The organism is Acidimicrobiales bacterium, assembly GCA_035630295.1.
In the GTDB taxonomy this organism is placed as follows: domain Bacteria; phylum Actinomycetota; class Acidimicrobiia; order Acidimicrobiales; family Iamiaceae; genus Iamia.
Window position 1 is genome coordinate 68565 of sequence record DASQKY010000020.1, and the last position, 23471, is coordinate 92035.

The 23471-nt window shown below is 75.7% G+C and carries 21 protein-coding genes; 8 read left to right on the plus strand and 13 right to left on the minus strand.

Features of this window, described 5'->3' with window-relative positions:
- Nucleotides 1-25 precede the first annotated feature (25 nt).
- The 8 genes from VEW93_05045 to pssD are packed head-to-tail and all read right to left on the minus strand — an operon-like array spanning nucleotide 26 to nucleotide 8074.
- Entirely contained in the window at nucleotides 26-1729 is a 1704-nt protein-coding gene (locus tag VEW93_05045) for a polysaccharide biosynthesis C-terminal domain-containing protein (protein ID HYI61152.1), read from the minus strand.
- Nucleotides 1714-2628, minus strand: a complete 915-nt coding sequence (locus VEW93_05050) for a sulfotransferase (GenBank protein HYI61153.1) — start codon at nucleotides 2626-2628, stop codon at nucleotides 1714-1716. The genes VEW93_05045 and VEW93_05050 overlap by 16 nt, the downstream gene beginning before the upstream one ends.
- Nucleotides 2625-3785 carry a hypothetical protein gene (locus VEW93_05055; GenBank protein ID HYI61154.1) on the minus strand — a complete coding sequence of 387 codons (1161 nt, stop codon included), beginning with the start codon at nucleotides 3783-3785 and terminating at the stop codon, nucleotides 2625-2627. The genes VEW93_05050 and VEW93_05055 overlap by 4 nt, the downstream gene beginning before the upstream one ends.
- Entirely contained in the window at nucleotides 3782-5113 is a 1332-nt protein-coding gene (locus VEW93_05060; protein HYI61155.1) for a hypothetical protein, read from the minus strand. Before VEW93_05060 ends, VEW93_05055 begins: the two co-directional genes overlap by 4 nt.
- The gene (locus VEW93_05065) at nucleotides 5113-6096 is read right to left on the minus strand and encodes a glycosyltransferase family A protein (protein ID HYI61156.1); all 984 of its coding nucleotides are present in this window, start codon (nucleotides 6094-6096) and stop codon (nucleotides 5113-5115) included. The genes VEW93_05060 and VEW93_05065 overlap by 1 nt, the downstream gene beginning before the upstream one ends.
- A gap of 6 nt (nucleotides 6097-6102) precedes the next feature.
- Entirely contained in the window at nucleotides 6103-7080 is a 978-nt protein-coding gene (locus tag VEW93_05070; protein HYI61157.1) for a sulfotransferase, read from the minus strand.
- Nucleotides 7077-7604 carry a glycosyltransferase gene (locus VEW93_05075; GenBank protein HYI61158.1) on the minus strand — a complete coding sequence of 176 codons (528 nt, stop codon included), beginning with the start codon at nucleotides 7602-7604 and terminating at the stop codon, nucleotides 7077-7079. The genes VEW93_05070 and VEW93_05075 overlap by 4 nt, the downstream gene beginning before the upstream one ends.
- A complete protein-coding gene (gene pssD / locus VEW93_05080; protein HYI61159.1) occupies nucleotides 7601-8074 on the minus strand; it encodes a PssD/Cps14F family polysaccharide biosynthesis glycosyltransferase in 474 nt (157 codons plus the stop codon). Before pssD ends, VEW93_05075 begins: the two co-directional genes overlap by 4 nt.
- A gap of 92 nt (nucleotides 8075-8166) precedes the next feature.
- Between pssD and VEW93_05085 the strand changes: the two genes are divergently transcribed.
- Nucleotides 8167-9018, plus strand: a complete 852-nt coding sequence (locus VEW93_05085) for a hypothetical protein (GenBank protein ID HYI61160.1) — start codon at nucleotides 8167-8169, stop codon at nucleotides 9016-9018.
- 18 nt (nucleotides 9019-9036) lie between these two features.
- Here the strand turns inward: VEW93_05085 and VEW93_05090 are convergent, their stop codons facing one another.
- Both VEW93_05090 and metH read right to left on the minus strand, forming a co-directional pair.
- The gene (locus VEW93_05090; GenBank protein ID HYI61161.1) at nucleotides 9037-9813 is read right to left on the minus strand and encodes an endonuclease/exonuclease/phosphatase family protein; all 777 of its coding nucleotides are present in this window, start codon (nucleotides 9811-9813) and stop codon (nucleotides 9037-9039) included.
- A gap of 41 nt (nucleotides 9814-9854) precedes the next feature.
- Entirely contained in the window at nucleotides 9855-13412 is a 3558-nt protein-coding gene (metH, locus tag VEW93_05095) for a methionine synthase (GenBank protein ID HYI61162.1), read from the minus strand.
- Nucleotides 13413-13523: 111 nt separating this feature from the next.
- On the opposite strand from metH, the gene uppS reads away from it, so the two are divergent.
- The 4 genes from uppS (at nucleotide 13524) to VEW93_05115 (ending at nucleotide 17602) form a co-directional block, all read left to right on the plus strand.
- Nucleotides 13524-14291, plus strand: a complete 768-nt coding sequence (gene uppS / locus VEW93_05100) for a polyprenyl diphosphate synthase (GenBank protein HYI61163.1) — start codon at nucleotides 13524-13526, stop codon at nucleotides 14289-14291.
- 56 nt (nucleotides 14292-14347) lie between these two features.
- On the plus strand, nucleotides 14348-15379 hold the full coding sequence (locus VEW93_05105) for a polyprenyl synthetase family protein (GenBank protein ID HYI61164.1): 1032 nt from the start codon (nucleotides 14348-14350) through the stop codon (nucleotides 15377-15379).
- A gap of 95 nt (nucleotides 15380-15474) precedes the next feature.
- On the plus strand, nucleotides 15475-16011 hold the full coding sequence (locus tag VEW93_05110) for a cob(I)yrinic acid a,c-diamide adenosyltransferase (protein HYI61165.1): 537 nt from the start codon (nucleotides 15475-15477) through the stop codon (nucleotides 16009-16011).
- A 106-nt stretch (nucleotides 16012-16117) separates the two neighbouring features.
- Nucleotides 16118-17602 carry a leucyl aminopeptidase gene (locus VEW93_05115; protein ID HYI61166.1) on the plus strand — a complete coding sequence of 495 codons (1485 nt, stop codon included), beginning with the start codon at nucleotides 16118-16120 and terminating at the stop codon, nucleotides 17600-17602.
- Between the two features lie 124 nt (nucleotides 17603-17726).
- On the opposite strand, the gene VEW93_05120 is transcribed toward VEW93_05115, so the two are convergent.
- Nucleotides 17727-18467 (minus strand): hypothetical protein, encoded by a 741-nt coding sequence (locus tag VEW93_05120; GenBank protein HYI61167.1) that lies wholly within the window; start codon nucleotides 18465-18467, stop codon nucleotides 17727-17729.
- A 191-nt stretch (nucleotides 18468-18658) separates the two neighbouring features.
- Between VEW93_05120 and VEW93_05125 the strand changes: the two genes are divergently transcribed.
- The 3 genes from VEW93_05125 (at nucleotide 18659) to VEW93_05135 (ending at nucleotide 21480) form a co-directional block, all read left to right on the plus strand.
- Complete coding sequence (locus tag VEW93_05125) at nucleotides 18659-18940, plus strand: hypothetical protein (GenBank protein ID HYI61168.1); 282 nt, start codon at nucleotides 18659-18661, stop codon at nucleotides 18938-18940.
- 121 nt (nucleotides 18941-19061) lie between these two features.
- Nucleotides 19062-20258, plus strand: coding sequence for a molybdopterin-synthase adenylyltransferase MoeB (gene moeB, locus VEW93_05130; GenBank protein ID HYI61169.1), 1197 nt, complete (start codon nucleotides 19062-19064; stop codon nucleotides 20256-20258).
- Nucleotides 20259-20448: 190 nt separating this feature from the next.
- Nucleotides 20449-21480: a lysylphosphatidylglycerol synthase transmembrane domain-containing protein gene (locus VEW93_05135; GenBank protein ID HYI61170.1), complete on the plus strand. Its 1032-nt coding sequence runs from the start codon at nucleotides 20449-20451 to the stop codon at nucleotides 21478-21480.
- A gap of 80 nt (nucleotides 21481-21560) precedes the next feature.
- Here VEW93_05135 and VEW93_05140 read toward each other — a convergent pair whose 3' ends face one another.
- Together VEW93_05140 and VEW93_05145 are read right to left on the minus strand one after the other, a co-directional pair.
- A complete protein-coding gene (locus VEW93_05140; GenBank protein HYI61171.1) occupies nucleotides 21561-22451 on the minus strand; it encodes a methyltransferase domain-containing protein in 891 nt (296 codons plus the stop codon).
- Complete coding sequence (locus tag VEW93_05145) at nucleotides 22448-23461, minus strand: lysylphosphatidylglycerol synthase domain-containing protein (GenBank protein HYI61172.1); 1014 nt, start codon at nucleotides 23459-23461, stop codon at nucleotides 22448-22450. Before VEW93_05145 ends, VEW93_05140 begins: the two co-directional genes overlap by 4 nt.
- Nucleotides 23462-23471 lie beyond the last annotated feature (10 nt).

Genomic DNA, 23471 nt, shown 5'->3' on the forward strand with positions numbered 1-23471 from the left:
GCGACGACGAAAGCTGCGATCACGGTCACGGGGTCCTCCGGAGGATGTCGGACACGCCCATGCGGTCGGGGCTCGACCACACGCCGACGGCCAGCGCCGCGCCCCCGAGGGCGAGGCCGGCCACCAGGCCGGGGAGCGTGGCCCCCAGGGTGAGGCGGGCCGCCCCCAGGCCGGCACCGGCCGCGGCCGCCACCACCAGGGCCCGCACGGTGCGGGGGCCGAGGGGCTGGATGCCGAGCAGCCGCACCATCTGGGCCAGGGGCAGGCCGTTGGCCACCACCAGGCTCAGGGCCCAGGCCAAAGCCGCGCCCCGGATGCCGAAGGGCGGGATGAGGGCCAGGTTGGCGCCCACGTTGACGGCCAGCGCCATCGCGGTGTTGAGCAGGCTGAGGCGGCTGCGCCCGGCCATCAGCAGGAGCATGTCGACGGGACCGGCCGCCGCGGCCAGGAGGAACCCGGTGCCGGTGATGGCGATGACGGCGGCGCCGTCGTCGAAGCCCGGGCCGAAGGCCCGGACCAGCAGGGGGGCGAAGGCCATGGCCGTGAAGTACGCCGGCCAGGCCAGCAGGACGAACCAGGCCGTCGCCCCCTGGAACAGCCGGCGGGCGCCGGCCGGGCCCTCGGTGGCCAGCACGGCCGAGATCTGGGGCCCGAAGGCGGTGGTGACGGCGTTGCCGGCGATGTTGCCGGCGATGAGCCAGCGGGTGGCCGCGGCGTAGACGCCCACCGCTTCGCTGCCCTCCAGGGCCCCCAGGATCAGGGCGTCGACCCAGGTGATGGCCAGGACGAACACGCCGGCCAGGGAGCGGGGGAGGGCGAAGCCCCAGAAGCGGCGACGCAGGGCGGCGACCGGCAGGGGGCCCGGGGCCGCTCCGTCGCCCCCTCCGGGGTCGGGCGGGCCGCCGGGTCCGCCGGCCCGATCGGCGGTCAGCTGGGCCAGCTCGGCCTCGGCGGTGGCCTCGGCCGCGGGCTCCGGGGTGCCCCGGTCCAGTCGGTCGACGGCGTGGCGCTCGGTGCGGCGCAGCAGGGCCGTGCTCCACAGGGCCATGGGCACCAGGGCCACCACGAAGGGGCCGGCCCAGGCCAGGGCCACGGCCGTGACCCCGCCACCGGCGGCCAGCACCGCCACCATGACCACCGGCAGGGCCCCCGACCGGGCCAGCCGCTCGACCACCACGCCGGGCACCATGGTGCCGAAGCCCCGGCTGGCCCCTTCGACGACCTGGTAGGCGGTGGCCACGGGGATGAACGGGGCCAGGACCTGGAGGTAGCGGGTGAGGTCGCCGGCCGAGCCCTCGTCGGCCAGGAGGCGCCCCAGCGGCCCGGCCAGCAGGAAGACGGCCAGCCCGGCCGTCCCCGAGATCACCAGCACCGGCCCCAGGGCGATGCGGTAGAGGGTGCGGACCTCGGAGTGGCGGCCCCGGGCCCGGAAGCGGCTGATGAAGCGGACCAGGGCCAGGTCGGTGCCGGCCATGGCCGAGCGGGCGGTGATGTTGAAGACGGCCATGGCGGTGAGGAGCACGCCGGCGCCCCGGGCCCCCAGATGGCGGGTCACCACCACGATCAGCAGGAAGTTGCACAGGCCGAAGACGGCGAAGCCGGCCAGGTTGATGAGGCTCGACCGGCCGAGGGCACCGCTCTCGGCCCCCGCGCCCGGGGTGCCGGGCGGCCGGCCCGCGGGGCGCGCCGCGGTGGCGGCCGGCGGCGGGGGGCTCACGTCGCCGTCCACGGGGGCGGGGTGGGCATCTCGGCCCGGAGCCAGGCGTCGGACTCGGCGCTGGCGGCCCGGATGCGCTCGACGGCGGCGGCCGGGATGTCGCCCTGGCTGCGGGGGTTCCAGCGCCCGGGGGTGACCGGCCGGCGGCTGAGGCCCAGGAAGTCGTGCAGGCGGTCGACGGTGGACCCGGGGTCCTGCTCCAGGTCGTCGGTGTAGAGCACCAGCACCCGGTCCCGGCCCACCGCGGCCCACAGGCGCTCGACCTGCTCGCGGTACCGGCCCCGGGCCACGTACGAGTTGTGCTGGTGGGCCAGGTGGTGCCCGGGCCGCCGGGCCAGGGTCACCTCGGCGCCCTCCAGGCGGCCGGGCTCGGCCTCCAGGGCGGCCTCGAAGTCGGCCAGCGGCTCCCAGCCCCGGGCCCGCTCGTGGTGGAACTGCGACCAGGCCCGGGTCACCGGGTCGCGCAGGACCATCACCAGCCGCACGTCCGGGAGCTGCTCGGCGATGCGCCCCGGGGCGAAGGGGTGGAAGCCGTAGTAGGGCGCGGCCTCGCCCACCCGCACCGGCTCGCCGGCCGCCGCGGCCTGGCCGTCGACGGTGCGCTGGAGGGCGAAGTTCGACCGGTACCACTCGGGCCGCCGGTGGTACTCGACGTCGAACCAGTGGACGCCCTTGGTCAGGCGCGGGAAGCGGACGGCGGGGTGGTCGCGCAGCAGCCGGTAGAGGGTGGTGGTGCCGGCCCGCTGGGCACCCACGATCAGGAAGTCGGGCGTCACCCGCCAGCGGGCCGTCGGCCGGGCTGCCCACTGGGCGGCCCGGAGGGTGGCCAGGAAGGCCCGGTAGCGCTGGGCCTCGGTGAGCCCGTGGCGGTCGCGGCGGCGCCCGTCGCCCCGCTCGTCCTGCTGCTTCATGGTGCCACCGTCCCACCCAGGGTGCGGTCGTCGTCGATGGCCGAGGCCAGCGGGCCGGCGGCGCCCAGGGGGCCGAAGCGGGCGTCGGCCGCGTAGCGGGCCCGCAGCGTGGCCAGGTAGGCGGCCACCACCAGCGGGACCTCCTCGGCGGCGTAGCCCAACTCGACCAGGGTGCCGTCCTCGCGGGCCCGCACCGCGGCCACGGCCGGGGCCAGGCCGGCGCCCTCGCGCAGCATGGCCACCATGAGCCGGTTGTGGACCAGGTCCAGGCCCAGGGGCACCGGCTCCGTGGCCCGCTCCCAGTCCCAGACCAGGAGGCGGTCGCCCTCCCAGGTGGCGTTCCAGGGGGCCAGGTCGCCGTGCCAGGCCCCGAACGGCCAGGTCCGTCCGGCCAGGGCCGGGGCCAGGCGGGCGAGCACGTCGGCCAGCCGGCCCTCGGGGTCGACGGCGGGGTCGTCGGCCGCGGCCACCAGGCCCTTCCACCAGGCCCCGTCCAGCACCGGCTCGGAGGTGGCGGCACCGGCCACGGCCCGGGCCGCAGCGGCGCCGATGTCCAGGTCGCCCCCGGTCTCGGTCATGTCCAGGGGGGCCAGGGCCAGGAACCGGTGCCCGTGCCAGTCACCGGTGGCCAGCACCGTGGGCGCCACCACCGGTGGCGCCGGCTGGTGCCGGAGGAGGGTGTCGGCCTCGTGGCCCACCAGGTCGTCGGTGTGGGCGTCGACACCCACCTTCACCCACGCCCGGGTGGTGCCGTCCCCGTCGATCACCTGGATGACCGGCTTGCGGTTGGGGCGGGGGGCGCCCAGGGCCACGGCCAGGTCGACGCCGTCGTGCCCCAGCACCGCGGCCAGGTGGCGGCGCAGGCTGGGGTCGCCGTCGGTCCCGTCCGCCACCCGCAGGGCTCCGGGCACCAGGCGCCCGGCCCCCAGGCGCAGGGCGGTGACGAGCGCCAGGCGGGTGGCTGCGGCCCCCCGGCCGGTGCCGGGGCGGAGCACGGTGCCGCCGGCGTGGCGACCCGAGGTGGGCAGCGCGTAGCGGGGGCGGTCCCGGCGGGGCAGCACGACGTAGGAGCGGGCCGGCCCGGCGGGCGCGACGGGGCCCAGCATCCGGGCCACGGCCTCGAGGGCGGCGGCGTCGGTGCGCAGGGTGGCGGTCACGGCCGGGCCCCGGCCGGTGCGGGGGAGGGCGCGGCGGTGGTCGGCCGGGCGGCCCGGAACCCCAGGGCGGCGGCGATGAGCACCAGGTGCAGCGACGACGGGATCAGGTCGTAGACCAGGGTCTGCACCAACCCGATGATGAGCGCCACGTGGCACCAGAAGGTGACCGGGGGCCCGGCCCGGGTCTCCCAGATGAAGCGCAGCCAGGCGGCCAGGAACAGGCCGAGGCCCACGAAGCCGGTGCTGACCAGCACCATCCACAGCGTGCCCTGCGTGCCCACGAAGGGGATGACGCGATCGCCCTCGTAGGGCCGGGGCCCGCCCAGGCCGATGATGGGGCTCTGGGTCGTGATGCGCACCGCCTCCTCGTAGAGGAGCAGGCGGCCCGACGAGCTGTGGTCGTTCTCGGCCCGGCTCTCGACCACCGCGCCCACCGGGGTGAAGACGATGACCAGCAGGCCCAGCGTGAGCAGGGTCACCAGGGCCCGGCGGGCCAGCCGGGCCACGTCGCCGGAACGGCTGGCGGCGTAGACCATGGCCACGCCCAGGCTCAGCCACAGGCCCCGGTTGAGCGAGATGAACACCGGCACCAGGGAGGCGCACAGGAGCAGGTAGGCCCACGAGCGGCGGCGCAGGTCGGGGGACTGGAGCCAGGACAGGAAGAAGAACGGCAGCAGCAGGGCGTAGGCCGAGCCCCAGTCGTTGGTGTAGACGAAAGGCGCCTTGGGTCGCCCCAGCGGGTAGCCCAGGATGTCGTGGACCTGGGCGAAGGAGGGACGCACCAGCACCTGGAAGAACTCGTTGGTGCTGACCGACTCCGGTAGCAGCCGCTCGGTGAGGCTGGGCAGCTCGCCGGTGGGGAGCAGGGTGCCCAGCCACCCGCCGGCCACCGTCACCAGCCAGAAGCCGGCCAGCAGGCGCACCACGTGGGCCGAGGGGATCTCGTCCTCGGTGGCGCCGGCCAGGGCCAGGAACCACACGGTGCACGACACCACGTTGACCAGCCGGAACAGGTAGGCGTACGGCAGGTCGCCGGTGTCGAGGGCGAAGAACGACAGCAGCACGAAGCCCAGCCACAGCAGCCAGGTGCCGAAGCCCAGGGGCACCCGGATGGGGCGCCGGCGGGTGATCAGCCGGAAGGCCAGGGGCACGGCGAAGATCGACCAGGCGAAGGGCGCCGCCCCCAGCGCCCACCAGACGGGGAAGCCGCCGATGCACAGGGTCAGGGGCCAGTGGGCCGGCAGCCGCCGCAGCCCCAGCGCCGGGCGAGCCGCGGGGGCCCGGAGGGCGGGGCCGGCGAAGGCCGGCAGCGGGGCGACCCGGGCCATCAGATCCCTCGCCCGGTGGCCTGCAGGGCTCGCAGCACCCACTCCGAGCGCACCGCCCCCGAGGCCACGGCCAGGGCCAGCCAGGCCCGGGGCTCGCGGCGGTTGTGGGCCAGGGCCCGGCGGGCGGTCCGCCACGCCCCCCGGCGGTCGTGCATGGAGGCCCGGGCGAAGGCCTGCTGGCCCTCGATGCGGGCCAGGCCGCGGGGCTCGGTGGCCAGCTCGGGGTGGGCGGCCAGGATGTGGTCGAGGGCGTCGACGATGGTCTGCCACCGCTCGGCGAAGAACGAGGAGCGGTGCCAGAACACCTTGGCCAGGGGCAGGGTCACGACCCCCACGGGGTGGCGCCGGGCGGCGCGCAGGAGCACGTCGTAGTCCTCGGCGTAGCTGCCGGGCAGGGCCTCGTCGACCAGGCCGATGCCCTCGACCAGGGCCGAGCGCCGGAACAGGAACGTCGAGGGGTGGGCCTCGGAGACCCGGGAGCGCAGCAGCTCGTCGTGGGTGATGCGGTCCCGTTCCAGCACCCGGGTCGACACCTTGCCCCGGGCCTCGACCAGGACGCCGGTGGTGACCAGCTCCAGGTCGGGCTCGGCGGCCAGGCGCTCGGCCTGGGCGGCCAGCTTGCCCGGGAGCCACAGGTCGTCGTCGTCGCAGAAGGCGACCAGCTCGCCGGTGGCGGCCGTGATCCCGGTGTTGCGGGCCCCGGCCAGGCCCGGCGTGCGCTCGTTGGCCCGGACCCGCACCCGGCGGGCCGCCCCGCCGGCGCCGACCCCGTCGTGGGCCAGGTCGGCCTCGGGGTCGGACTGGTCGAACACGGCGATCACGTGCACGTCCCCGGGGTAGCGCTGGGCCAGGACCGACTCGACGGCCCGGCGCAGGAGCGCGGGCCGGTCCCGGGTGGCGATGACCACCGTGACCGACGGCGCGGGCCCCCCGGGGGGGCGGGGCGCGACCGGGTCGTCGGTGGGCAGGGAGGCGGCGTCCACGGGGGCCTATCGGCCACCGCGGGGCCTCATGTAGCCGTAGGCCAGCAGGAACGGCGAGGTCAGGGCCGTGACGACCCGGCGGTCGGGTGCCGGGAGGGCCTGGCGCCAGGCGTCGTCGCGGCGCAGGGGGATGGTGCCGGTGCGGAACCGCATGGGGTTGCCGGCCACCGAGTGGCTGGCCCCCAGCCGGGCGCCTTCGGGCCCGAGGAAGGCGTCCCAGCCCGGCTCCAGGGCCAGGCCGGTGGGGGCCAGGACGGCCCGCAGGGCGGCGCTCGGGTCTTCCAGCACGTCCTCGTAGCGGAGGCGCAGGATGTCGGGCCCGGTGGCCCCCAGGGCGGTGAGCAGCACGTTGAAGGCGTCCCACCACGCCGCCGAGGACGCCGGCGTGTACGTGGGCATGGCCACGCCGTCGTCGACCTCGGGCCGGGCCATCTCCTTGGTCCACGAGTAGGCCACGCCCCGGCTGTCTCGCACCAGGTGGACGACCCGCACGTCCGGGCCGGGCAGGTGCCGGAGGGCGAAGGCGGTGGAGGCGTGCTTGGACGAGTCGACCAGGACCGACGCCCCCGACACCCGGGCCGCGGCCCGGTACAGGCGGGCCAGGCGGTCGACGTGGGTGGCCAGGTCGGCCCGGAAGCGACGGGAGGCGGGGACGGCCAGCTGGGGGATGTGGCGGTTGCGGTCGACGCGGTGCTGGAGGTCGCGCCAGGCCCGGCCGTCGACCTGGTCCCAGCCCCCGAAGGCCTCCTGGCCCACCGGCGCCCAGAACGGGCAGGAGGCCAGGGGCTCGCCGCAGGCGCAGCGGTGGCCCAGCACCAGCCCCCGCTCGGGCAGGTGCACGACCTCGCCCAGGGCGGCCACGCCCGGCACCGCCCCCAGCAGCCGCTCCAGCAGGGTGCTGCCGCTGCGGCCCGAGCCGCCGATGTAGACGACGACCGGCCGTTCCGGGGAGGGGCGCCGGGGTGGGGGTGGGGCTGCGGTCACCGCCGCAGCACCCCGTCGACCAGCTCGCCGAACAGGGTGACGGCGGCGGGCACGGCCCCGTCGTCGACGGCCACCGCGTAGGCCGCCGGGTCGGCCACGGCGGCGTCGATGTGGGCCCGCAGGGCGTCCTCGTCCTCCACGCAGCGGGCCTGGCCCCGCTCGTCCATCCAGCGCCCGAAGGTGACCTGGTGGTCGTCGACGACCTCGCCCAGGTGGGCCCGGCGGGGGACGATGACGGGCAGGCGCCCGGCGCTGCGGGCGTCGAGCACGGTGCCCGGGCCGGCGTGGCCGACCACGACGCGGGCCCGGGCCGCCAGATTGCCGATGACGGCCGGGTCGAGCGTGGGGTGGCCCTCGGCGTGGCGGGGCGGGGGGGCCGGGCCGTGCTGCACCACGCACACCGCCGCGGGGTGGTCGGCGGCCCAGCGGTCGACCCACTCCACCAGGCGGGCGAAGGGGTGGTGGTCGGTGCCCAGGGTCACCAGCACGTCGATGGCCCCGGGCGGGCCGGCGGGGCCGCTCACAGGATCGGCCCGATGACGACGCTGCCCCGGTAGTGGGCCTGCTGCTCGGGCCACTGCACGCAGAACAGGTCGGTGAAGGGGCGGCACATCCGCCCGGTGAGGGTCGGGCTGTCGACCCGGTCGAAGACCTCCAGGTACACGGTGGCGATGCCCATGCGCCGGGCCAGGAGGAAGAACGGCACCGCCACCCCGGCGCCGTCGCTGACCACCACGTCGGGCCGCTCGGCCCGCAGCACCCGCCGGGCCAGCACCAGGTTGCGGAGCAGGTTGGGGATGTTGCGGGTCGTCGGGTGGTGGGCCCACCAGGTGCGCTCGCCGGCCAGGTGGGCGCGGGCGTCGGCCTTGTCGAAGGTCACCCAGGCCCGATCGTGGCCCGACCACCACGGGCGGAGCCGGACCAGCTGGGTCAGGTGCCCCCCGGTCGAGCAGACCAGGAGGACGCGGGTGGGGCGGGGGGTCGTGGGGTCCAAACGGGGGCGATCCTACCGGTCGCCCCCTCGGGCCCTCGGTGTCCTCCCGTCGACTGCGGGCCCGGCCGGGCCGGCCAATAGGTTCGCGGGCCGTGATCCGGCTCGACGCGGCGACCGTGCTCCTGCAGTGGAGCGTCGGGGGCCTGGCCCTGCTGTGGGTCACCACCCGCCGACGCGAGGTGGGGTTGGGCTACGGGTGGCTGATGCGGGGGACCTTCGGCCTGCTGGCCCTGGCCGGGGCCGTGATCGGCCTGCGGGTCGACCCGGTGTGGGGTCGGGACCTGGCCGCCGTGGCCGTGGCCGTGGCCACCGGGGCCGCCCTGGCCGTGTCGATCGTCCGGCGGTCGGCCGGCGTGGCCGGCCAGCGGGTCCGGGTCGAGCGGCGGACCGCCCGGGTGGCGGCCATGACCGGCATCGACCGGGCCGAGCAGCGCTTCGAGACCGGGGCCCCCGAGTTCCCCCCCGCCCTCGACCTGGTGGCCCCGGCCGTGGGCCTGGTGGGCCTGGTGGCGGCCGGGGTGGCGGCCGGGTCCCCGGTGTGGCTGTCGGTGGCCCGCACCGTGGTCGGCGCCCTGTTCCTGGGGGCCATCACCGACGCCATGCTCCTGGGCCACTGGTACCTGGTGCAGCCCGGCCTGGCCCGGGGTCCGTTGCTGGAGCTGGTGCGGGCCACCGCGGTGGTGTGGCCGGCCGAGGTGGCGCTCCTGTTGGTGCCGACCGGCATGGCCTCGGTGGTGGCCGGCACCATCGACGACGGCTACGGCGGCATCCTGGGCTGGACCTGGATCACCTGCGCGGCCACCACCCTGGGCCTGCTGGCCGTCACCCGGGCGGCTCTGCGGGAGCGGGAGTACTCGGCCGTCATGGCCGCCACCGGCCTGCTCTACCTGGCCATCCTCACCGCCTTCGGCACCGACCTGATCGCCCGGGCCCTGCTGGCCTGATCCGAGCCCAGCCGCGCCTCAGGGGTGGGGGAGGTGGAGGGTGGCGCGGAGGGCGAGGTGGTCGGTGCCGGGGAGGGGGAGGCGTTCCAGGGCTGCGACCCGGACGTCCGCCGAGGTGACCACGTGGTCGAGGGCCAGGAGGGGTGGGAGCCGGGAGCGCCGGGGGTCGCGGACCGGCCAGGTGGGCAGCCAGCGCTGGCCCAGGACGGCTTGGGCGTCGACCAGCGCGTGGGCCCGCAGATTGCGGCGGAAGGCCCGGTGGCCGCCGGTGGCGTTCCAGTCGCCGGCCAGCACGACCGGGCCGGCCACCTCGCCGGCCACCGCCGCGGTGGCGGCCAGGGTGTCGTGCCAGGGTCCCACGTCACGGTCGAAGATCGGGGCCTGGGTGTGGACCGGCACCACCCGCACCGGCATGCGGCCCACGGCCAGGTCGACCACCAGGCCGGGGCGGCCGCCCAGGCTGCGGGACTCGGCCCGGATGACCGGGTGCCGGCTGGCCACCAGCGCCCCGAAGAAGCCCTCGTCGGGCCAGGCCGCGGCGTGGGGCCAGCGCCGGGCCAGGCCCGCCCCGTCCAGGGCGTCCACCGTCGTGTCGGTGGCCTCCACCACCAGCACCGCGTCGGCGTCCAGGGCCACCAGGGCCTCGGCCTGGGCCCTCGTGTCGCGGGTCGAGCGGGCCACGTTGGCCGCCACCACCGTGAACCGGCGCCGCCCCGTCGGCGCCCGGTCGGCGCCCTCGGCCGGGGTGTCGGGCCGGGCCAGCAGCGGCAGGAACGACTCGGCCGACAGGCCCAACCGGCGGACCCGGAGGGCGGCCCGGCCGGGTGCTGTGGTCCTCAGCGGACCACGAAGTACTTGGCCTGCGGGTGGTGCAGGACGATGGCGGACGTGGTCTGCTCGGGCTGGAACTGGTAGCCGGTGTCCTCGCTGACCTCGATGCCGATGCGGGCCACGTCGAGCAGCTCGGCCACCCGCTGGTTGTCCTCCAGGTCGGGGCACGCCGGGTAGCCCCACGAGTACCGGCCGCCCCGGTACTGCTGCTTGAACAGGCCGGCCAGGGAGGGCCCGTCCTCCTCGGCGAAGCCCCACTCCTCGCGGATGCGGCGGTGCCACAGCTCGGCCAGGGCCTCGGCCATCTCCACCCCCAGGCCGTGCAGCAGGAGGTAGTCCTGGTACTTGTCCGCCGCGAACAGCTCGGCGGTGCGCTCCGACACCGCGGCCCCCATGGTCACGATGTGGAAGGCGACGTAGTCCAGCTCGTCGTCCTCGATGGGCTTGACCAGGTCGCTGATGCACTGGTGGGGCGCCACGCGGGAGCGGGGGAACCGGAAGCGGGTGATCTCGCCGTCGCGGGACTCGTCGGACCAGATGACGATGTCCTGCCCGTCGCGGTTGGCCGGGTAGTAGCCGTAGACCACGGCCGGGTTGAGCAGGCCCTCGGTCACGGCCTGGGCCAGCTGGGCCCGGAGCATGGGCCGCATCCGCTCGCGGAACTCGTCGTTGGTCTCCTTGGTGCCGGCCGCGCCACCAGCCGCGGCCGGTCGGACCTCGGGGCGGAACTGCCACTGGTTGCGGAACAGGGCCGTCTCGTTGATGTAGGCGGCGATGTCGTCCAGGGCGATGCCCTTCACCACCTTGGACCCGGTGAAGGGGGGCACGAACACCTCGTTGCCCCGCTCCAGCCCCTCCCAGGTGTCGGGGACGTCGTCGCCGTCGGTGGCGCCGGCGTCGCGGCCCCCGAAGCGGCCGGCCAGCTGCACCTCGGACGCGCTGGGGACCACGCCCCACTCGGGGTCGTCGGCGCCGGGGTCGCGCTTGATCTCGCCCAGGCGGTCCATGACGTGCAGGCCCTCGAAGGCGTCCTTGCCGTAGAACAGGCGCCCCCCGTACACGTTGCGCAGGTCGCGCTCGACGTAGGTGCGGGTCAGGGCGGCGCCGCCCAGCAGGATGGGCACCTGGAGGTCGCGGGCGTTCAGCTCCTCCAGGTTGTCCCGCATGATGAGGGTGGACTTGACCAGCAGGCCGCTCATGCCGATGGCGTCGGCCTCGACCTCCAGGGCCTTCTCGATCATGTCGGAGATGGAGACCTTGATGCCGAGGTTGACGACGTCGTAGCCGTTGTTGGTGAGGATGATGTCGACCAGGTTCTTGCCGATGTCGTGGACGTCGCCCTTCACCGTGGCCAACACGATGCGGCCCTTGCCGCTGTCGCCCTCGACCTTCTCCATGAACTGCTCGAGGTAGGCCACCGAGGCCTTCATGGTCTCGGCCGACTGGAGCACGAACGGGAGCTGCATCTCGCCCGCGCCGAACAGGTCGCCCACCACCTTCATGCCGGCCAGCAGGACCTCGTTGACGATCTGGAGGGCGGTGAACCCGCCGGCCAGGGCCTCGTCGAGCTCGGCGATGAGGCCGTCGCGCTCGCCGTCGATGATGCGCTGGCTGAGGCGCCGGTCGACGGGCCAGTCGGAGCGGTCCTCCTGCTCGACGGCCTGGACCTTCACGTCGGCGAAGATCTCCAACAGCTTGTGCAGGGGGTCGTAGCCGGCGTCGCCGCCGGAGAGCAGGCCATCGACGCCGCGCCGGTCGTAGATGAGGTCGAGGCAGACGTCGCGCTGCTCGTCGGGGATGCGCGCCAGGGGCAGGATCTTGGAGGCGTGGACGATGGCCGAGTCCAGGCCGTGCTTCACGCACTCGGCGATGAACACCGAGTTCAGGACGTGACGGCTGGCCGGGTTCAACCCGAAGCTCACGTTGGACACGCCCAGGGTGGTGTGGGCCCCGGGGATCTCCTCCTTGATGCGCCGGATGGCCTCCATGGTGGCCATGGCGTCGGAGCGCAGGTCCTCGTCGCCGGTGGAGAGCGGGAAGGTGAGGGCGTCGAAGATGAGGTCGGTGGGGTCCAGCCCGTAGGTGCCGACGGCCAGGTCGGTGATGCGGTGGGCCACGCGCAGCTTCCACTCGACGTCGCGGGCCTGGCCCTCCTCGTCGATGAGCAGGCAGATCACCGCCGCCCCGTACTCGCGGGCCAGGGAGAAGACCCGGTCCAGGCGGCTGCCCTCGGCGAAGCCGTCCTCCAGGTTGGCCGAGTTGAGGATGGCCCGGCCCCCGATCCACTGCAGGCCGGCCTCCATCACCTGGGGCTCGGTGGAGTCCATGACCAGGGGCGCGTTGGCCTGGGTGGCGAACCGGCTGGCCAGTTCGTCCATGTCGCCGGTGCCGTCGCGGCCCACGTAGTCGACGCACACGTCGAGGACGTGGGCCCCCTCCTTGATCTGGGCGTTGGCCATGGCCGAGCACGTGTCCCAGTCGCCCTCCAGCAGGGCCTCGCGGAACTTCTTGGACCCGTTGGCGTTGGTGCGCTCGCCGATCATCAGGAACGAGGCGTCCTGCTCCAGCGGGACGGCCGAGTAGATCGAGGTGACCGACGGCTCGAAGGTGGGGGTGCGGGGGGCCGGCGTGAGCGACGGCGCCATCTCGGCCAGCAGCTTGATGAACTCGGGCGTGGTGCCGCAGCAGCCGCCGATGACCTGGACGCCCATCTCCTCCACGAAGCGGCGCTGGTGGTCGCGCAGCTGCTCGGGCTGGAGGTCGTAGTGCATGGCCCCGTCCACCACCGAGGGCAGGCCGGCGTTGGGCAGGCAGGAGATGGGGGTGCGGGCATGGGCCGAGAGGTGGCGCAGGTGCTCGCTCATCTCGGTGGGGCCGGTGGCGCAGTTGAGCCCGATGATGTCGATCTTGAGGGGCTCGATGGCGGCCAGGGCGGCACCGATCTCGGTGCCCAGCAGCATGCGCCCGGTCAGCTCCATGGTCACCTGGGCCTGGATGGGCACCGGCCGGTCCAGGCGGGTCATGGCCCGGCGCGAGCCGATGACCGCGGCCTTCATGGCCAGCAGGTCGAAGTGGGTCTCCAGGATGAGCAGGTCGACCCCGCCCTCCAGGAGGGCGTCGGCCGCCTCCTCGTAGGCGTCGCGCAGGGCGGCGAAGCGGATCTGGCCCAGGGACGGGGCCTTGGTGCCCGGCCCCAGGGAGCCGGCCACGTACCGGGGCCGGTCGGGGGTGGAGAAGCCGTCGGCCACCTCGCGGGCGATGCGGGCGTTGGCCAGGGCGATCTCGTGGCTGCGCTCAGGGACGTCGTACTCGCCGAGGGGCACCGCGAAGGCGCCGAAGGTGTTGGTCTCCACCACGTCGGCCCCGACCTCGAAGTAGGCCGAGTGGAGGGCGGCCACCACGTCGGGCCGGGTCACGCCCAGGATGTCGGTGCAGCCCTCGAAGGCGGGGCCGCCGTAGTCGTCGAGGCTGAGGTCCTGCTCCTGGATCCACGTGCCGGTGGCCCCGTCGTAGACGACGACCCTCTCGGCCACGGCCTCCATGAACGTGTTCCGACGACCCATCGGGCCAGGCTACCGATGCCCCTCCGGTGCTGGCCCATCCCATTTTTCCGCGCCCTCCCGGGACCTCTGTGCCTTCTGTGGCTCCTGTGCCCCCGCCGGTACTGTGCGGCCATGCGCATCATCGAGGCCGACCAGGTCCCCGACGTGCGGGCCGGGGAGATCCCGGCCCACGTCGGGGTCATCATGGACGGCAACGGGCGGTGGGCCCAGATGCGCTCGCTGACCCGCTCCGAGGGCCACGCCGCGGCCGAGGCCGCGGTGGTGGCCACCGTCGACGCCTGCCTCGACCTCGGCGTGTCGTGGCTGTCGGCCTACGCCTTCTCCACCGAGAACTGGACCCGTGACGAGGAGGAGGTGGGCTTCCTCATGCGCTTCGACGAGTGGCTCCTCCGCAAGGAGCGGCGCGACGAGCTCGACGAGAAGGGCGTGCAGATCCGGTTCCTGGGCCGCACCGACGACCCCCGCATCCCCCCCGCCTCCCGGGACTGGCTGGCCGAGACCACCGCCCTCACCGCCGGCAACACCCGCATGGTGCTGGGCATCGCCTTCAACTACGGGGGCCGGGCCGAGATCGTCGACGCCGCCCGGCGCCTGGTGGCCGCCGGGGTGGACCCCGACGAGGTCACCGAGGCGAGCCTGGCCGCCGGCCTCTACGCCCCCGACATGCCCGACATGGACCTGGTGGTGCGGACCTCCAGCGAGCACCGGCTGAGCAACTTCTTCCCGTGGCAGTCCACCTACGCCGAGCTGGTGTTCCTCGACACCTTGTGGCCCGACTTCCGCGAGGGCCACCTCTACTCGGCGGTGGCCGAGTACCAGGCTCGCCGCCGTCGCATGGGCGCGGCCAGCGTGGCCTCCTCGGGCCCGGCCCCGGCCTGACCCGGCGGCCCGCTCCGAGTGGCCGGGGGCCCGGGGTCGGTCGGTACGCTCCGGGCATGACCCCGGCGGACCTCGCCTCGCTCCTCGCCCTGCCGGGACTGCCCGAGGGCCTCGTCGCCGTCGAGACCGAGCTCGACCGGGCCGTGGTCGTCGACCGGGCCGAGATCGAGGCCCCGGCCCGCCGGGTGGTGCTGGGCGGGGGCAAGCGCCTGCGCCCGGCCCTGGCCCTGGCCTGCGGGGTGGCGGCCGCCGAGCGCGAGCCGGACGCCGTGCTCGACGTCCACGTGGTGGCCGGGGCCACCGCCGCCGAGCTGGTCCAGGCCGGCTCCCTGATCCACGACGACATCATGGACAGCGCCGAGGAGCGGCGGGGCGTGCCCACCATCAACTCGGTGGAGGGCCCCAACCAGGCCCTGCTGGTGGGGGACTTCCTGCTGGCCCGGGCCGGGCAGCTGGCCGCCGGGGTGAGCCGGGAGGTGGCCGCCTACCTGGCCGCCGCCATCGCCGACCTCTGCGTGGGCCAGTCGGCCGAGGTGACCACCCTGTTCGACGCCGGGCGCAGCGTGAACGCCTACCTGGACTCCATCCGGGGCAAGACCGCGGCCCTGTTCCGGGCCTCGTGCGAGATCGGGGCGGCGGCCGCCGGGGCCCCCACCGACGCCGTCACCGCGGTGGCCGCCTACGGCACCGCCTTCGGCATGGCCTTCCAGATCATCGACGACGTGCTGGACCTGGTCTCCACAGCGGAGGCCCTGGGCAAGCCGGTGGGCAACGACATCCGTGAGGGCGTCTACAGCCTGCCGGTGCTGCTGGCCCTGGCCGGCCCGGACGGCGTGGCCCTCCGCTCCCGCCTGGGCCACGCCCCGGGCGACGGCGAGGTGGGCCACGCCCTGGCCCTGGTGCGGGCCTCCGCCGGCGTGGCCGCCGCCCTGGACCGGGCCCGGTCCTTCAACGAGGAGGCCGCCGCCGCCCTGGCTGCCCTCCCGCCCAGCCCCACCCGGGACGGGCTGGCCGCCCTGCCCGGCCGCTACCTGGACTGGGCCCTGGAGCAGAAGGCCCCGGACCTGGTCGTCGCCACCGGCGGCTGACCCTGGCTTTCCCGGCACGGAGGTGCCGGGATGTCGGGCTCACCCGTGCTCGGCATGGGGGTGGCCTTCGACCGGCACGCCGTAGGGTCGGGACGGTGAGGATCTACACTCGCAAGGGCGACGACGGCACCACCGGGCTCCTCTACGGCGGCCGGGTGGCCAAGGACTCGGCCCGGCCCGAGGCCTACGGCCAGATCGACGAGGCCCAGGCGTTCATCGGGGTGGCCCGGGCCCACGTCGAGCCGGGCGGCGAGCTGGATCGGATACTGGTCGACATCGAGCGCGACCTGTGGGTCCTCATGGCCGACCTGGCCACCGACACCGCCAACCGCGGCAAGCTCACGCCCGGCACCACCCTGGCCACCGACGAGATGGTGGTGGCGCTGGAGGCCCTGATCGACGACGTGGAAGGCCGCTTCACTTCCCCCGACGAGTTCGTGGTGCCCGGCCAGACGGTGGTGGCCGCCCACCTCGACGTGGCCCGCACCGTGGTCCGCCGGGCCGAGCGGGTGGCCGTCTCCCTGGCCCCGGAGAGCACCGCGGCCCTGGCCTACCTGAACCGCCTGTCCGACCTGCTGTGGGTGCTGGCCCGTTGGCAGGAAGGCACCTCCGTCACCACCCGCTCGGTCTGACCGCGGCGGTCCCGGTCCGAACCGGCTCGTCCGGGCGGACATGATCCCTGCAGCCGGCCCGCGCCGCGCTGCCATCGCCCGACCCCGCTCGCCCTGGAGGCGTCCCGTGCCCCCTCGCCCCGTCACCCCCACCACCGACGCCTCGGCGCCGGCCCGCACCGACCTCCTGGTGCTGGGCGCCCGGTCCGACCGTCTGGCCGACGACCTGGCCGCCGCCGGGGTGGCCGAGGGCTTCGCCGCCGCCGCCGGCTTCGCCGGGAAGGTCCACGAGGTCCTCCTCGCCCCGCCGGCCGAGGGCTCCCGACCCCACCGGCTGGTGGTCGGGGCCGGCGCCGCCGCCGACGTCGACGCCAGCCGTCTCCGGTCGGTGGCCGGCACCGCCGGCCGGCGCGCCACCCGCCACCCCCGGGTGGCGGTGGCCCTGGCCGATGTGGCCGCCGAGGGCACCGGGGTCGACGCCGCGGCCCAGGCTGTGGCCGAGGGGTGGCTGTTGGGGGCGTACCGCTTCGAGGCCCACCGCAGCGAGCCCCGGCCGTCCGAGGTCACCTCGGTGGCCCTCACCGGGGGCACGGCCAAGGCCACCAAGGCCGCCGTGGCCCGGGGGGTGGCCGTGGCCCGGGCCGTGAACCAGGCCCGGGACCTGGTCAACGAACCCGGTGGCTCTCTCGTCCCCGACCGGTTGGCCGAGCGCATCCGGGAGATCGGCACCGGGGCCGGGCTGAAGGTCCGGGTCGACGGGCCGGCCGCCCTCCGCCGCAAGGGCCTGGGCGGGGTGCTGGGCGTGGCCCAGGGGGCGACCAACGAGCCCCGCTTCGTGCAGCTCACCTACCAGCCGGCCGGCCGGGCCACCGGGCACGTGGCCCTGGTGGGCAAGGGCGTCACCTTCGACAGCGGCGGCTACTCGCTGAAGACCTCCGAGGGCATGAAGGGCATGAACGGCGACATGGGCGGTGCCGCCGCCGTGGTCGGGGCCATGAGCCTGCTCGGGGCGCTGGGGGCCCGGGTCCGGGTCACCGGGTACCTGCCGCTGGTGGAGAACATGATCGGGCCCGACGCCCTGCGGGTGGGCGACGTGCTGACCACCCGGGGCGGCACCACCGTCGAGGTGCTCAACACCGACGCCGAGGGGCGCCTCATCCTGGCCGACGCCCTGCGCCTGGCCTCGGAGGCCACGCCGGACGCCATCGTCGACGTGGCCACCCTGACCGGGGCCTGCATGGTCGCCCTCGGGCCCCGGGTGGCCGGGCTCTTCGGCGACGGCGATCCGCTCCTGGAGCGGGTGCGGGCCGCGGCTGACACCGCCGGCGAGGCGGTGTGGCCCCTGCCCAGCCCGAGCCACCTGCGTCCCGGCCTCGACTCCGACGTGGCCGACATCAGGAACATCTCCGGTGGGCGCTACGCCGGGGCCTCGGTGGCCGCCCTGTTCCTCCGCCACTTCGTGGCCGACGACATCCCCTGGGCCCACCTCGACATCGCCGGCCCGTCGTGGATCACCGACTCCGCCGTCGGGGAGGTCCCGAAGGGCGGCACCGGCTTCGGCGTGCGGCTGCTGGCCGGCCTGCTGGCCGGGTGGGCGCCCCTGCCGTCCTGACCGGTGCGCCGCCCGGCGGGTCCGCGGCCTGACGGGAGCGGCGGCGGGGGACGGGGTGCCCGCCACCGCTCCCGGGCCCCGGACCGACCCCGCGACGAGGAGACGGGGTCGCCGGTCGTGGGGCTCAGGCGGCGTCGCCGCCCAGCCGGGCCAGTGACGCCTCGCTTGCCGGGGCGGGCGGCGGCGCGCCAGGCCGCGCCGGGCCGGGCTCCCGGGGGCCCACGAGGTCGTCCAGCGGGTCGTGGGGGGCGCCGGCCCGGGCCGGGTCGCCGGCCCGGGCGGCCATGAGGCGGTGGGCCCACACCGCGGCGTCGCGGGCCACCACCGGGTGGATGTGCCACCGCTGGAGGCGCTGCTCGGTGGCGGCCACGTCCTCGCCCAGCTCGGCCAGGGCCAGGGCGATGCGCCGGGCCCGCCGGTGCTGGGCGTCGAGGGTGGCGGCGTCGCGCTCGACCGCCCGCCAGGCGTCGTGCTCGGCCCGCACCACGTCGGGGAGGCGCTCCACCTGGTGGCGGGTGAGTGGCGGCAGGACCCGCCGGGCGGCCAGCTCGCCCGCCGGCGTCACCCGGGCCACGCCGAACTGGCACGAGCGGTGCAGCGCCCGGACCAGTGGGCTGTGGCGGCCCTTGCTGTGGCCCAGGCCCAGGGCCCCGGCCACCGCGTCGAGCTCCAGGGTGAACCCGCCCGGCGCGGCCTCGAAGCGGTGGGCGATGTGGCGCACCAGCCAGGTGGTGCTGGGACCGAGGACGGCCAGCCAGAAGCGCTCGACGTAGGTGGAGCGGGGATCGTGGCCCAGGGCCTCGACCACGGGGTCGGGCCAGGCCACGACGGGCAGGCTGGGGGCGGACAGGTCGGGGGCAGGCATCGGGCGCTCTCCCGGGGCAGGGATCAGGGGTCGGGGGGAAGCGACGAGCCTGACGTCAGCTCTTGATGTATTTCATAGCATTCCAATGCCCGTGTCAACCCCTCGAAAGGGTTGGGACAAGGTTTCGTTCACGCGAGGGCGGGGAGCCGTGGTCCGCCGTCGTCCGACGGCCCGAGCCAGGAGGAAGTCCGATGACGACCACGACCCCTGGGACCTACGATCCCTCCTACACCGAGCGGGCCAGCCAGAGCGTGCGCCGCCTGACCGAGACCAAGGCCGGGGCCAAGACCACGGAGTTCATGCTGACGGTGGTCTTCGTGGTGGGTGTCCTCGTCGCCACCTACCTCGACGAGGACAGCCTCGGCCGCGAGGACGGCTGGCGCTTCGCCAGCTTCGCCGTCGTCGCCTACCTGATCAGCCGGGGCCTGGCCAAGCTGGGCGTGAACGAGCGCTACACCGACGACGCCCGCTGAGGACGGCGCCGCCGCCCGGCCGGTGCCGGGCGGCGGCGCGGTTCGGGAATCCGGGGGCTGGGCCCATTGTTGAGCGACTCGGTAGGGTTTCCCGCCGAGACGAGCGACGAGAGGGGTTCCCATGGCGAGCTTCCGCGAGGTGCTGGCGCAGGCCAAGTCCGAGATCCGCGAGGTCACCACGGCCGAGGCCGACGAGCTGCGGCACCAGGACGGCGCCGTCGTGCTCGACGTCCGCGAGGCCGACGAGTTCGAGCAGGGCGCCATCCCCGGCGCGGTGTTCATCCCCCGGGGCACCCTGGAGACCGGCATCGAGGGGCGCATCCCCGACAAGGACACCCCCCTCGTCGTCCACTGCGCCGGGGGCGTGCGCTCGGCCCTGGCCGTGAAGAGCCTCCAGGAGCTGGGCTACACCAACGCCGTCTCGGTCGTGGGCGGCTTCAACAAGTGGAAGGACGAGGGCCGGGACTGGAAGCTCCCGCAGACCCTCAGCCCCGAGCAGCGCAACCGCTACAAGCGCCACCTGCTCCTCCCCGAGGTGGGCGACGAGGGCCAGCAGAAGCTGCTCGACAGCAAGATCCTCCTGCTGGGGGCCGGGGGCCTGGGCTCGCCCGCCGCCCTCTACCTGGCCGCCGCCGGGGTCGGCACCCTCGGCATCATCGACATGGACGTGGTCGACGACTCCAACCTGCAGCGCCAGGTGCTCCACAACGTCGAGCGGATCGGCGACCGGAAGGTCGACTCGGCCAAGAAGACCCTCACCCTGCTCAACCCGGACGTCGACGTGGTCACCTACGACATGCGCCTGGGGGCCGACAACGTCATGGACGTCCTGTCCGGCCCCGACGGCGACGGGTGGGACGCGGTCATCGACGGCACCGACAACTTCCCCACCCGCTACCTGGTCAACGACGCCTCGGTGAAGCTCGGCAGCCCCGTGGTCCACGGCGCGATCTTCCGCTTCGAGGGCATGGTCACCGTCTTCGACCCCAAGGACGGCCCCACCTACCGCGACATGGTGCCCGAGCCCCCGCCGGCCGACATGGCCCCCTCGTGCGCCGAGGCCGGCGTGCTGGGGGTGCTGCCCGGCATCGTCGGGTCGCTCCAGGCCCTGGAGGCCATCAAGGTCCTGCTGGGGCTGGGTGACTCCCTGCGGGGCCGGCTGCTGACCTACGACGCGCTGGAGACCAGCTTCCGCGAGTACAAGGTGCAGGTCGACCCGACCAACGAGATCACCTGGGAGAACCGGGACCGCATCCAGGTGGCCGAGGTCGAGGGCCTCTGCGCCCCCCTGCCCCTGGCCCCGCCCCCGGCCGGCTGAACCAACCGCCACCGCCCCACGTCGTTCCGTTCTGAGGCGCCCCGGCCCGCAGGGACGTGCGCCGGCGCCTCAGAACGGGAGGCGCCCGAATCGCCGAACCTTCTGAGGCATCTCGGCTCACGGGGATGTGCGCTGGCGCCTCAGAACGGGAGTCCGGGCCGATGGAGAGGGGGGCCTAGCCTCGCTGGCGATGGACGCCGTCCCCGATCCCCACGTCCCGGGGGCGGGGTCGCGTCGGGCCTGGGCCGCCCGCATCTCGGCCGTGGTCGGGCTGGTGGTCGTGGCTCTGGCCGTGGCCTTCGTGGCCCGCCGCCTGGCCGCCGACTGGACCGCGGTGCGGGCCGCGGTGGCCGACGCCTCGGTGGGCTGGGTGGCCGTCGGGCTGGGCCTGGCCGTCCTGGCCATGGCCGGCATCGGGTGGGCCTGGGCCGACGTGCTGGCCCTCCTCGGGGTGCGGGCCGGGCGGGGTCGGGTCGTGGCCTGGTACTTCGTCGGCGAGCTGGGCAAGTACCTGCCGGGCGGGGTGTGGCCGGTGGTGGGGCGGGGCGAGATGGCCCGCCGGGGGGGCGTGCCCCGGGCCACGGCCTACGCCAGCGTGGCCCTGTCGCTGGTGACCCTGTACCTGGCGGCCATGCTGCTGGCCGTCGCCCTCCTGCCCTTCGCCCTCGGCGGCGACGGCCCCGGCGGGGCGGCGGTGGTGCTGGCCCTGCTGCCCCTGGGCCTGGCCGCCCTCCACCCCCGGGCCCTGGCCCCGGTGCTGGCCCTGGCCCGCCGGGTGAGCGGGCGGGCGCTCGACCTGCCCGTGCCCCGCTGGCGCGACTCGGTGGCCACCGTGGTTCGCTACCTGCCCACCTGGGTGGCCATCGCCGGGGCCACGGTGGCCCTGGCCCGGGCTCTCGACCCGGGTGCCCCCGTGGCCCGGGTGGCCTTCGCCGCCCTGCTGAGCTGGATCGCCGGGTTCCTGGCCGTGCCCGCCCCCGGCGGGGCCGGGGTGCGGGAGGCGGTGTTCACCGCGGCCAGCGGCCTGGAGCCGGAGATCGGCGCCGCGGTGGCGGTCATCGCCCGAGTGGCCTTCGTCCTGGTCGACGGCGGGGGCGCGGCCCTGGCCGCGGCCGCCCTCCGTCGCGCCGGTCGGCCGGGCGACACCGATGGCGACCCGCGTGCCGATCCGGTCGGGCCGCGCCCCACGCCTGTCCCGGGCCAGCTCCCCGGGCCGGGATAGGCGGGCCGGGTCGTCCTGGCCTGTGTACGTGGACGGTGGCGGTGGCCGGGGCGGCTCGGCCGCCGCCGGGTGCGACGCGATCAGCGGGGGCCGAGGAGGAAGACCATGGTGGGCAGGGCCGGGCGGGCCGCCCGGCGGACCGGGCCCGGGGCCCGGGCCAGCCAGCGGGCCGGGCCGGTGGGCTGCTCGATCCGGTCGAGCTGAGCCAGGGCGTCCAGGGTGCGGTCCGCCCACGGCACCGGCAGCCGGTCCAGGGCGGCCCGCAGCTCCCGCCCGCTGTAGGGGTCCACGTCGTAGTGGGCTCCGGCCCGGGCCAGGCGCACCACCCGGTCCCGCTGGGAGCGGGGCACCCAGCTCAGGAACGGGACCTTGAAGTGGGGCTCGACCACCGACCACCGGCTGGGGGTGGCCAGGTAGGCCACGCCGCCGGGGGCCAGGACCCGCACCAGCTCGGCCAGGTGGACGGCCTGGTCGGCCCGGGTGCCCACGTGCTCGACCACGTGGTTGGACACCACCACGTCGAAGGAGCGGTCGGGGAAGGGCAGGCGCACCCCGGACGTGAGCCGGAAGCCGTAGCCATCGTGCTCCAGGCGGGTGTCCATGGTGTCGACGCTCTCCACCGCCCCGTCGGGCCCGGCGGCCCGGGCCAGCTCGGCCGAGATGACGCCGGAGCCGGTGCCCACCTCCAGCACCCGGGCCCCCGACAGGGGGCGCACGCCCTCGACCACGGCCGCGATCTTGCGGGCCTTGCGGCGCCGCAGCTCCACGTTGGGCCGCGAGTGCGCCCGCCACCCGCCGGGGGCCTCGGGTTGGCCGTCGGTGCCCGGTCCGGGCGCGTGGGCGGCTCCGGGGTCGGGCGGCGCCCCCGCGGCCCGGGTCGGATCGGGGGATCCGGCGTCGGTCGGCGAAGCCGGGTCGGCGAGACCCCTCTCGTCGATGGGCGCGGGCGGCGGGGAGGTCGGGTCGGTCACGGCAGGTCCACGGGGTGCAGGGCGGGGTCGTCGAGGGCGTCCTCGTCCACCGCGGGGGCGCGGAGGAACAGGGCCAGGGCCCCGGCCACCAGGGCCAGGCCCACCTGGGCGGCCACCCGGTCGGCGGCGGTGGCGGCCACGGCCCGGTTGGCCGGCAGGTCCACGGCCACGGCGATGGCCCCGGCCAGGGCCTCCCGCAGGCCGAGGCCGGCCGGGAAGATGCCGATGGCCGCGGCCACGATCACCGAGCCGGAGATGGCCACGGCCTGGGCCGGCTGGGCGGCGAAGCCCAGGAGGGTGAAGGCCAGCCACACCCGGGTGGCCGACACGGCCACGATGCCGGCCTCGATGGCCAGCAGCTGGCCGAGGTGGGCGGCGGCCCGGCCCGGGGCGGCCCGGTGCAGGAGGACGGCCACCGCGGCCCCCAGCCCGACGGCCAGCAGGAGCAGGCCCACGGCCAGGAGGCGCTGGGTCGGCCGGGTGAGCAGGAGGGCGCCGACGGCCAGGGCCCCGCAGGCGATCCAGGCCAGGCCGGCGGCCAGGTTGGCCTGGAGGGCCCGGCCGGTGCTGCTGCCCTGGCGGCGGAGGGCCTGGGTGCGGACGACGACCCCCCCGGGCAGGGGCAGGAGGTTGGCCACCGCGGCCAGCACCGTGAGCTGGGTGGCGTCGCGCCAGGCGATGCGGTGCCCGTTGACCGCCCCCATCACCCGGTACTCGGCCGCGTTGGCCAGGACGGTCAGGGGGGTGGTGACCAGGATGAGCAGGGGGAGCACGGCGGGCCGCAGGGCCTGGCCCTCCCGCAGCACGCCCAGCGACGGGATGCTGACGGCCAGGAACACCACCATGGCCGCCGCCACCAGCACCCGCCGGGTCCGAAGCGAGGCGGGCTTGCGGTCGAGCAGGCCGACCATGCGGGTCATCCACCCGCCGGCCCGCCGGTCGTCGCCCCCCTCGTCACCGTCCGCCCCCGGCGCCGGGGCGCGGGAGGGCGACGGGCTCCGGGAGGGCATTGGGCCATAC

What these genes read in the sequence shown, in the direction of transcription:
- VEW93_05050 (HYI61153.1), bottom strand. Translation starts at nt 2,628, where the DNA reads ATGAAGCAGCAGGACGAGCGGGGCGACGGGCGCCGCCGCGACCGCCAC.
- VEW93_05060 (HYI61155.1), bottom strand. Translation starts at nt 5,113, where the DNA reads ATGGCCCGGGTCGCCCCGCTGCCGGCCTTCGCCGGCCCCGCCCTCCGG.
- metH (HYI61162.1), bottom strand. Translation starts at nt 13,412, where the DNA reads ATGGGTCGTCGGAACACGTTCATGGAGGCCGTGGCCGAGAGGGTCGTC.
- uppS (HYI61163.1), top strand. Translation starts at nt 13,524, where the DNA reads ATGCGCATCATCGAGGCCGACCAGGTCCCCGACGTGCGGGCCGGGGAG.
- VEW93_05105 (HYI61164.1), top strand. Translation starts at nt 14,348, where the DNA reads ATGACCCCGGCGGACCTCGCCTCGCTCCTCGCCCTGCCGGGACTGCCC.
- VEW93_05120 (HYI61167.1), bottom strand. Translation starts at nt 18,467, where the DNA reads ATGCCTGCCCCCGACCTGTCCGCCCCCAGCCTGCCCGTCGTGGCCTGG.
- VEW93_05125 (HYI61168.1), top strand. Translation starts at nt 18,659, where the DNA reads ATGACGACCACGACCCCTGGGACCTACGATCCCTCCTACACCGAGCGG.
- moeB (HYI61169.1), top strand. Translation starts at nt 19,062, where the DNA reads ATGGCGAGCTTCCGCGAGGTGCTGGCGCAGGCCAAGTCCGAGATCCGC.
- VEW93_05135 (HYI61170.1), top strand. Translation starts at nt 20,449, where the DNA reads ATGGACGCCGTCCCCGATCCCCACGTCCCGGGGGCGGGGTCGCGTCGG.
- VEW93_05145 (HYI61172.1), bottom strand. Translation starts at nt 23,461, where the DNA reads ATGCCCTCCCGGAGCCCGTCGCCCTCCCGCGCCCCGGCGCCGGGGGCG.